Below are 8,081 nucleotides of genomic sequence, written 5' to 3' on the forward strand. Positions count from 1 at the left end.
GCTGCGCCCCGCCCCTGGTTAAAGGTCCCACGCGGGCCGCAGCCGATTCGCCCGCCCGGGAGGCAGCGCATGAGCGACGATCTCGTCTTCTACACCCATCCGATGTCCCGCGGCCGCATCGTCCGCTGGATGCTGGAGGAGGTCGGGGCGACGTACCGGACCGAGATTATCGGCTACGGCTCGGCGATGAAGGAGCCGGCCTACCGGGCGATCAATCCGCTGGCCAAGGTGCCCGCCCTGGTGCATCGCGGCGTCACCGTCACCGAGACGGCGGCGATCTGCGCCTACCTGGCCGATGCCTTCCCGCAGGCCGGCCTCGCCCCGGCCCCCGATGACCCGGAGCGTGGCGCCTATTACCGCTGGCTGTTCTTCGCCGCCGGGCCGGTCGAGGCGGCGGTGACCGACAAGGCGCTCGGTCTCCAGGTGCCGGAGGAGCGGCGCCGCATGGTCGGGTATGGCAGCCTGGCGGAGGTCCTCGATGCCCTGGAGGGCGCCGTCTCCGGCCGCGAGTACCTCGCCGGTGGGCGCTTCTCGGCCGCGGACCTCTATGTCGGCTCGCACCTGATGTGGGGCATGCAGTTCGGTGGGATCGAGCGGCGCCCGGCCTACGAAGCCTATGTGGCCCGCCTCGCCGACCGCCCGGCGGCCCTTCGCGCCCGCGAGATCGACGATAAGCTGGTCGCGGAGGCGCCCCAGGGCTGAAGCGAGCCGTCCGCCAGGGAACGTCCGGCCTCCCGCCGCGTTCGCACCGCGACACGGCGGACTTCTTCCGCGACCGACCCCGACGGAGATCCCATGGCCAACGACCTGATGCACGACGTGTTCGGCGGCGAGCGCAACCTGACGACCAAGGAGCGGGCCATCTCGGTCGTGCTCGGCCTTGGCCTCGCCGCAGCGGCGGCGCAACCGCGGCCGAACAAGTTTCTGAGCCTCGCGGCCTTGGTGGCCGGCTCGCTCCTGGCGATCCGCGGCGCCACCGGCCATTGCGCCGCCAAGTCGCTGATGAATGGCTCCCACGAGCCGGCGCGGATCTGACGGCCCCCGCCGGGGCGCCCATCGGCGCGCCCCGTTCCTGGTCACGCCGGGGCGCCGATGGGCGCCCCGTTTTTCTTGGGATACACTTTCCTTGCGGCACGCTTTGCGCAACGACAAGGCCCGCGCCGGGATGCCGGCGCGGGCCTTGTCTTCGTCGCGATGGGGGAGAGGCCGGTGGAGGTCCGTCGGCCTCTGGAACTCGCCGTCAGAGCACCGTGCTGCGGCGGCGGCTCTGGATGAAGCCGAAAATCGCCAGAACGATCACGGCGCCGACGACCGAGGCGATCAGGCCCGCGCCCTCGTTCGGCGGGTACCAGCCGGTGATCTGGCCCAGGAAGGTCGCCACGAAGGCGCCGACGATGCCGAGCAGGGTGGTCATGATGAAGCCGCTCGGCTCGTTGGTCGAGCCGGGCATGATGAACTTGGCGATGACACCGGCGACGAAGCCGATGATGATGGTCCACAGGATCGCAAGCATTGGGGGTCTGCCCTTCGGCTCCGCTTCGATGCAGGACAAACGCACGAGGTCCGGCCGGGGTTGCGCCGAAGGTGGCGCTTTGGCAGCCGGGGCGCGGCGCGGGCTCTTTACGCGGCGCTCGTTTCGGCGGCACAAGGCGCCGGAGCGCCATTCCGAGCCTCCGTTCCAGAGCCCCGAGGAGTTCCCGATGACCATCACGCGTTTCGAGACCGGCACCCGGATGAGCCAGGCGGTGGTGCACAACGGCACCGTCTACCTGGCCGGCCAGGTCTCCGACGCCGAGGGTGTCGAGGCGCAGACCAAGGACATCCTGGGCCAGATCGATGCGTTGCTGGCGACCGTCGGCAGCGACAAGTCCCGGTTGCTCTCGGCCACGATCTACCTGGCCGACATGTCGACCTTCGCCGAGATGAACCGGGCCTGGGACGGCTGGGTCGCCGCCGGCCACGCCCCGGCCCGTGCCACCGTCGAGGCCAAGCTTGCCGGCCCGCAATACCGGGTCGAGATCTCGGTCGTCGCCGCGACCGGAGCCTGAGCATGAACCCGCTCCGGCGCTGTGTCCTGGGGGCCGCGGCCTGCCTCCTGGCCCTCGCGGCGATGCCGTCCGTCCCCGCGGCGGCGGCGCCGGAGCGGGTCGTCAACATCTACAACTGGTCGGATTATATCGACCCCAAGATGCTCGACGCCTTCACGCGCGAGACGGGCATCAAGGTCGTCTACGACACCTACGACACCAACGAGATCCTCGAGACCAAGCTGCTCGCCGGCCGCTCGGGCTACGACATCGTGGTGCCGACGGGCCCCTTCCTCCAGCGGCTGATCAAGGCCGGCGCGTTCCAGCCCCTCGACAAGGCCAAGCTGCCGAACCTCATCCATGCTTGGCCCGAGGTGACGGCGCGGCTCGCGGCTTACGACCCCGGCAACGTCTACGCCGTCGACTACATGTGGGGCACCACCGGCATCGGGGTGAACACCGCCCTCGTGCGCGAGCGCCTCGGCCCCAACCAGCCGCTCAACACCTGGGACATCGTCCTGCGCCCGGAGCTGATCGCCAAGCTCAAGGATTGTGGCGTCACGATGCTGGATTCGCCCGACGACATCATCCCGAGCGTGCTCCAGGCGCTCGGCCTGAAGCCCGAGTCGCGCCGCGTCGAGGATCTCGACAAGGCGGGCGAGGCGCTGGTCCGCATCCGCGGCGCGGTGCAGAAGTTCCACTCCTCCGAATACATCAACCAGCTCGCCAATGGCGACGTCTGCCTCTCGGTCGGCTATTCGGGCGACGTGCTCCAGGCCCGCCGGCGCGCCCGCGAGGCCAAGAACGACGTCGACATCGCCTATCACATCCCGCAGCAGGGCGCCCTGATGTGGTTCGACGCCTTCGCGATCCCCAAGGACGCCGCCCATCCGGAGGAGGCCCACGCCTTCATCGACTTCATGATGCGGCCCGAAGTGGCGGCGGCCAACACCAACTTCGTTTCCTACGCGAGCGGCAACCTGGCGGCGAAGGCCCTGGTGCGCCCCGAGATCCTGTCCGATCCCGGCATCTACCCGGACGAGGCCACCTTCCGCCGGTTGTTCACCAACACCGCCTATGACGACCGTACCCAGCGGGTGGTGACCCGGCTCTGGACCCGCGTGCGGACCGGCCGGTGAGGCCGCCTCGTCCCGGCCTTGCGGGGGCAGGCCAGCGCATCGTCCGCTGAAGCGTCGCCCGACGCCCTGGACACCGGTTCGTCGCAGACGAGGCGGCACGGTCAAAGACCGGGAACAGCGCCCGATGGCGCCGTGTTCGGGGTCGGGGGCCGCTCTCGGCCAAACGGCCGCTACTGCCGGCGCGGCCGGCATGCTACCGAGACAGAATGGGTGATCCGTGCGAACCCGTCCTGATGATGCTCCGCAGCGCCGGTGAGGCGGTGCCGGCTCTCGCCGGCCGGCTCGCCGCCAAGGGCTATGGCATCGTCGATGCCGTGGGGACGGAGCTGGATCCGGTGCCGTCCGCGATCGGCGGCCATCGGGTGATCGATCTCGCCCTGGTGAGCGCGGGCCTCTGCGCCTCGCCGGACCTGCCCGCGGTCGCCGCCCGGCTGCGCGTGGCCCGGCCTCGTCTGCCCCTGGTCTGCCTGCCCGAGGCGACGCCCGTCCCTGGCCTTCACGTCCTGTCCCGGGACCTGAGCCTCTCGGCGATCTGTGAGCGGCTGGATGCACTGGTGCTGGCGGCGGCGCAGGGCCGTGCCGAGGCGGAGAGGCTGCGGGGCATGGCCGCCGATCTCACCGTGCAGGTGCGGCAGGCCCGGCTCGGGCTCGCCGAGGCGGTGGCCGAAGCCCGGCGCCTCGTGGCCGAGGCCCGGCCTCTCTCCGGGACCGGCGGGCCGGACGGCCGCCCGTCCTGAGGACGGCCCGCCCCCTCGGGGAGCGGGCCGGGCATCGGTCAGTCCTTCAGGTCGTCCGGCACCTTGCCGCCGTTCTCTTCCAGCTTCTGGAGGACCTGCTTGTGCAGCCACACGTTCATGGTGGCCGAGTCGTCGGTGTCGCCGCTGTAATGCAGCTCCTTGGCGAGTTCCTTGCGGGCCGACAGGCTGCTGTCGAGGTGGAGCAGCTTCATCAGGTCGACGATCGAGGTGCGCCAGTTGAGCGTCTGGCCGGCCTTGGCGGCGAGGTCGTTGAGCACCGCCTCGACATCGACCTTGCCGTCGACCTTCGGCACGTCGCCGCCGGAGGCGGCGTCCGCGCTGGGGGTGGTGGCGGTCTCGCCGGGCGTCTGGGCCTGCGCCTCGCCGCCGCCGAAGGGGTGCAGGATCTTGCTGACGATCGTCCCGAGCAGGCTCATCGTGTCATCCTCCGTGAGGAGCTTGGATGTGACGGCCGCCGACGATGCGGCCGTGGCCTGATATAGGGCGCCTTGGCCCTGCGGCATCGCCGGCACGGCAAGGAAGGGCCCCGGGCGGTCTTATTCCGGGATGCGGGCATCGCGGTGCTTCACCGGCCCGCAGGATCGGGTATGGACTGCCGTCGGGCGACGCGACCCGCGCCGATGGCGCTTTGAGGACCGTGGAACAGGCATGACAGGGGATCCGATCCGCCGTGCGCTCGACGACGTCTGGTACTGCGTCGGCGAGAGCCGCAGCCTGCGGCCCGGGGCGATGCGGTCCGTGAGCCTCGGCGAGGAGGCCGTGGTGATCGGGCGCGAGGCTTCGGGCGCCCTGTTCGCGCTGCGCGATCGCTGCCCGCATCGCGGCATGGCGCTGTCGGCCGGCCGCCTCGTCGACGGCCACCTCGTCTGCCCGTTCCACGGCTGGCAATTCCGGCCCGACGGCGTCTGCGCGGCAATTCCGGCGCTCGCCCGGCGGGACGACGCCAACTTCGCCTCGGTCCGCCTCGCCCGCTTCGCGGTGGCCGAAAAGTCCGGCCTGATCTGGGTCCATGCCAGCGCCAACCCGGCGAGCGCGGATCCGGAGGCGGCACCGCCGATCCCGGAGGTCGAGTTCGATTATTGCGGCCAACTGGTCGAGATCCTGGAGGTCGAGGCTTCGTTCGACCTCGTGGCGCTGAGCTTCGTCGATCCGGCCCACGTCGCCTACGTGCACGATTCGTGGTGGTGGCGCCCCTCGAAGACCATGAAGGAGAAGGTGAAGCAGTTCGCGCCGTCGCCTTTCGGTTTCACCATGACGAGTCACACGGCGAAGACCGCCTCCTTCGCCTACCGCCTGCTCGGCTCGATCCCGGAGGTCGAGATCGAGTTCCGGCTGCCGGGGGTGCGGCTGGAGCGGATCACCGCCGGCGAGAAGCGCCTGGCCAACTACACCTTCGCGTCGCCGCTGCCGAACGGACGCACCGCGCTCATCAACGCGATGTACTGGAACATCTCAGGCCTCACTTTGCTCAAGCCCATCGCCCGGCCTCTGATGCGCCAGTTCCTCGGCCAGGACCGGGACGTGCTCCAGATTGCCCAGCGCGGCCTCGACCGGAAGCCCGCGATGGTGCTGATGGGCGAGAGCGACGTGCAGTCACAATGGTATTTCAGTCTCAAGCGCGAGTTCCTGCGCGCCCGGGAGGCCGGCACCGCCTTCGTCAACCCGCTCGAGCCGCGCGAGCTGCGCTGGCGCAGCTGACCGGCGCTGGGAATTCTCTCCTGGATTGACGATCTCGGCGCAGAATTCTTTTCGGTCGGAGAACGGACGGTCTCGTAACCCCCGCCGGTTGACCTGTTCGGGTCGAATGGCTGCCCCGGAGTTCCGGATGTCCGAGGACATCGTCCGCATCGCCTACAAGAGCAAGGCCGCGCATCCGGCGGAGATGATACCAACGGTCGTTGGAAACGACCTTTGGTGCCGTTCTCGAATTTTCGCCAAGCCCAAAGTCCCGGACATCTGGGCTTGATATCGAAAATGCGAGATGGGCCAACGGCCCCGTCGATCTCGGGCCTGCCCGAGATCGAGTCGATGCGTCAGCATCGTGGGCCTTGGTATGATGCTGGGGACGGGCCACCTCGCGACCTTGCTGGCGACGGCCCGTCTGCGCAACCGGACCGCCGCGGTCACCGGCGGGCTGGTCTATACCGGTCTCGGCTTCTTCCAGGTGTTGGAGGGGACGCGGGCCGGGGTGCAGTCGATCTTCGACGCGATCCTGGTCGACCGGCGCCACCACACCCTGGCGGTGATCGCGATGGACGTGGCGGTCGAGCGCCGCTTTCACGGCTGGAGCATGGGCTTCCTCGCCACCACCCGCGAACTCGACGACCGGCTGAACCGGACCGGCCTCGGCGCGGCCGGCTGCCCCGAAGCCCTGGATCATGCGATTTCCGACTGATCGCTTTCGCTCAGGCGTGTGGAGCCGACGGTTCCACCGCGCGAGCTGGCGATCCGACGTCCGGACCGAATCGTCCGGACGTCGGATCGGGTCCTGCGCCGGACCCTGCTCGTCCTCGTCGACAGCCCGATCAGCATGCCGTGGCTCGGCGCGCGCGGGGCCGTGGAGGATGGGCTCGGCATGGCCCTCGCGGGGCGGTTCTGACCGGGCGATCAGCACTCCGCGGCCAGCAGCCCCACCGCCACCGCCGGTCCGCAGGTCGACGCGAAGACGATAGCCTCCGGGGCCAGGCGCGGCGCGATCAGGTCCGGCAGCTCGTCGACCGGGCGCCCGAGGCGCGCGGCGAGCCGCGCCGCCACGAACCGGCCGGCGCCGCAGATCACCAGGCGCGCCTCCCGGTCTCCGTCGCCGCGGGACAGGATCAGGCCGGCGGCATCGTGCAGCAGGCGCAGCTGCGCCTCGGCGAAGAAGCCGGCGAGCCGCGCCCAGTCGTCGCCCGAGCCCTCGTGCCGGTCGCGGCCGATCATCCGGGCCAGACGGATCTCGGTCTCGCGGATCGACTTGCCCTTGAGGTCGGCGGTGTCCTGCTGGTCCTCCGCCTCGGGCAGTTGCCCGAGCAGGCGGTAGGCATCGGCCGTGGTGGCGAAGCACTCGGCCATCAGCGCCGTGTACCGGCCGCGGAACGGTGCGGTCCTGGACAGGGCGAGGAGCGGCGTGCGGACCACCCCGGTATAGACGAGTTCCCCGGTTTCGAGCCGCTCGGCGTCGCTGTAGCCAATCGCCCGGGGCTGCCCGTCCCGGATCGGGATCAGGTCGGCGGTGGTCGAGCCGATATCGACCAGGAGCGCGTCCGGCCGCAGGGTGCCGACCAGGGCCGCGGTGGCGTGCCAGTTGGCGCTGGCGACGTCCGTGGCGTAGGACGCGGCCGCTTCCGGCGCGACGAGGCCCGTCCGTCCGGCATAGATCGCCACCTCGCCGTGCAAGGTCGCCGCGGCCCAGCCGGCGAGCTGCGCCACGCCGTCGGCGCGGTCGGTGAAGCAGTCGGTCAGCTCGCCCGTCATCGTGACGGCGTGGCGGGCCGGTTCGCGGGCCCAGTCCGGCAGGGCCGCGAAGGTGGCGTCGAGGGCCGGCAGGCCGTTCCAGAGCGGGCACGGCGCCTGGACCACCGCCTGGACGCGGCCCTCCTCGACCAGCGCCGCCTTGACATGGACCCCGCCGAGGTCCCAGCCGATCACACGACGGAGGGAGGCGGAGGGATGGAGATGGGTCACGGTCGGGTCTCGCACGGCACAGGTCGGGGTGGGGTGGCATGAGCGGGCTTGCCTCTGCAACCCGGACCGAGGTGGTGCCGGTCCTCGATCTGCGCGGTGGCGTCGTGGTGCGGGCGCGGGCCGGCGACCGCGCCCGCTACGCGCCGATCGTGACGCCGCTCAGCCCGGGCCCCGCCCCCGCCGACGTGGCGCGCGGCCTCCTCTCGGCCTGGCCGGCGCGCCGGCTCTACGTCGCCGATCTCGACGCGATCATGGACGGGACGCCGCCCGATCTCGGCGCCCTGCGGGCGATCCTGGGCGCCTGCCCGGGGGTGGAGCTGTGGGTCGATGCCGGATTCGCCACCGAGGACGGTGTCGCGGCCTTCCTGGCGGCCGGCCTGGGGCGGCCGGTGCTGGGCAGCGAGAGCCAGGCGGATGCGGCCCTGGTGCGCCGGATCGGCGCCCGCGCGGTGCTCTCCCTCGACAGCCGCGACGGCGCGCCCATGGGCGCG

The 8,081-nt window shown here is 71.0% G+C and carries 12 protein-coding genes; 9 read left to right on the forward strand and 3 right to left on the reverse strand.

Going from position 1 to position 8,081, the window contains the following annotated elements; all coding sequences use genetic code 11:
- Positions 1–69 precede the first annotated feature (69 nt).
- Positions 70–702: a glutathione S-transferase family protein gene (locus tag VP06_RS32425; RefSeq protein WP_048467942.1), complete on the forward strand. Its 633-nt coding sequence runs from the start codon at positions 70–72 to the stop codon at positions 700–702.
- 93 nt (positions 703–795) lie between these two features.
- Positions 796–1,035, forward strand: coding sequence for a YgaP-like transmembrane domain (locus VP06_RS32430; protein ID WP_048467943.1), 240 nt, complete (start codon positions 796–798; stop codon positions 1,033–1,035).
- 205 nt (positions 1,036–1,240) lie between these two features.
- Here VP06_RS32430 and VP06_RS32435 read toward each other — a convergent pair whose 3' ends face one another.
- A complete protein-coding gene (locus VP06_RS32435) occupies positions 1,241–1,513 on the reverse strand; it encodes a GlsB/YeaQ/YmgE family stress response membrane protein (RefSeq protein ID WP_048467944.1) in 273 nt (90 codons plus the stop codon).
- 187 nt (positions 1,514–1,700) lie between these two features.
- Here VP06_RS32435 and VP06_RS32440 point away from each other — a divergent pair, with 187 nt between their 5' ends.
- The 3 genes from VP06_RS32440 to VP06_RS32450 all read left to right on the forward strand — a co-directional run bounded on the left by VP06_RS32440 (position 1,701) and on the right by VP06_RS32450 (position 3,903).
- Complete coding sequence (locus VP06_RS32440) at positions 1,701–2,048, forward strand: RidA family protein (protein ID WP_048467945.1); 348 nt, start codon at positions 1,701–1,703, stop codon at positions 2,046–2,048.
- A gap of 2 nt (positions 2,049–2,050) precedes the next feature.
- A complete protein-coding gene (locus VP06_RS32445; RefSeq protein WP_048467946.1) occupies positions 2,051–3,166 on the forward strand; it encodes a polyamine ABC transporter substrate-binding protein in 1,116 nt (371 codons plus the stop codon).
- 233 nt (positions 3,167–3,399) lie between these two features.
- A complete protein-coding gene (locus tag VP06_RS32450) occupies positions 3,400–3,903 on the forward strand; it encodes a hypothetical protein (RefSeq protein WP_156295877.1) in 504 nt (167 codons plus the stop codon).
- A gap of 38 nt (positions 3,904–3,941) precedes the next feature.
- Here the strand turns inward: VP06_RS32450 and VP06_RS32455 are convergent, their stop codons facing one another.
- Positions 3,942–4,340 (reverse strand): DUF3597 domain-containing protein, encoded by a 399-nt coding sequence (locus VP06_RS32455; RefSeq protein WP_048467948.1) that lies wholly within the window; start codon positions 4,338–4,340, stop codon positions 3,942–3,944.
- A gap of 232 nt (positions 4,341–4,572) precedes the next feature.
- On the opposite strand from VP06_RS32455, the gene VP06_RS32460 reads away from it, so the two are divergent.
- From VP06_RS32460 to VP06_RS33990, 3 genes are all read left to right on the forward strand, one after another.
- Positions 4,573–5,622, forward strand: coding sequence for an aromatic ring-hydroxylating oxygenase subunit alpha (locus VP06_RS32460; protein WP_048467949.1), 1,050 nt, complete (start codon positions 4,573–4,575; stop codon positions 5,620–5,622).
- A 127-nt stretch (positions 5,623–5,749) separates the two neighbouring features.
- Positions 5,750–5,890, forward strand: coding sequence for a hypothetical protein (locus VP06_RS36880; RefSeq protein WP_156295878.1), 141 nt, complete (start codon positions 5,750–5,752; stop codon positions 5,888–5,890).
- A gap of 87 nt (positions 5,891–5,977) precedes the next feature.
- On the forward strand, positions 5,978–6,319 hold the full coding sequence (locus VP06_RS33990) for a BLUF domain-containing protein (protein WP_053082129.1): 342 nt from the start codon (positions 5,978–5,980) through the stop codon (positions 6,317–6,319).
- 212 nt (positions 6,320–6,531) lie between these two features.
- On the opposite strand, the gene VP06_RS32475 is transcribed toward VP06_RS33990, so the two are convergent.
- Positions 6,532–7,590, reverse strand: a complete 1,059-nt coding sequence (locus VP06_RS32475) for a hydantoinase/oxoprolinase family protein (protein WP_048467951.1) — start codon at positions 7,588–7,590, stop codon at positions 6,532–6,534.
- Between the two features lie 38 nt (positions 7,591–7,628).
- Between VP06_RS32475 and VP06_RS32480 the strand changes: the two genes are divergently transcribed.
- A partial coding sequence (locus VP06_RS32480) for a HisA/HisF-related TIM barrel protein (protein ID WP_048467953.1) occupies positions 7,629–8,081 on the forward strand: 453 nt, incomplete at its 3' end.

Source organism: Methylobacterium aquaticum (assembly GCF_001043915.1).
GTDB classification, from domain to species: domain Bacteria; phylum Pseudomonadota; class Alphaproteobacteria; order Rhizobiales; family Beijerinckiaceae; genus Methylobacterium; species Methylobacterium aquaticum.

Coding starts and splice junctions, on each gene's coding strand:
- VP06_RS32425 (WP_048467942.1), top strand. CDS start 70: ATGAGCGACGATCTCGTCTTCTACACCCATCCGATGTCCCGCGGCCGC.
- VP06_RS32430 (WP_048467943.1), top strand. CDS start 796: ATGGCCAACGACCTGATGCACGACGTGTTCGGCGGCGAGCGCAACCTG.
- VP06_RS32435 (WP_048467944.1), bottom strand. CDS start 1,513: ATGCTTGCGATCCTGTGGACCATCATCATCGGCTTCGTCGCCGGTGTC.
- VP06_RS32440 (WP_048467945.1), top strand. CDS start 1,701: ATGACCATCACGCGTTTCGAGACCGGCACCCGGATGAGCCAGGCGGTG.
- VP06_RS32445 (WP_048467946.1), top strand. CDS start 2,051: ATGAACCCGCTCCGGCGCTGTGTCCTGGGGGCCGCGGCCTGCCTCCTG.
- VP06_RS32450 (WP_156295877.1), top strand. CDS start 3,400: ATGATGCTCCGCAGCGCCGGTGAGGCGGTGCCGGCTCTCGCCGGCCGG.
- VP06_RS32455 (WP_048467948.1), bottom strand. CDS start 4,340: ATGAGCCTGCTCGGGACGATCGTCAGCAAGATCCTGCACCCCTTCGGC.
- VP06_RS32460 (WP_048467949.1), top strand. CDS start 4,573: ATGACAGGGGATCCGATCCGCCGTGCGCTCGACGACGTCTGGTACTGC.
- VP06_RS36880 (WP_156295878.1), top strand. CDS start 5,750: ATGTCCGAGGACATCGTCCGCATCGCCTACAAGAGCAAGGCCGCGCAT.
- VP06_RS33990 (WP_053082129.1), top strand. CDS start 5,978: ATGATGCTGGGGACGGGCCACCTCGCGACCTTGCTGGCGACGGCCCGT.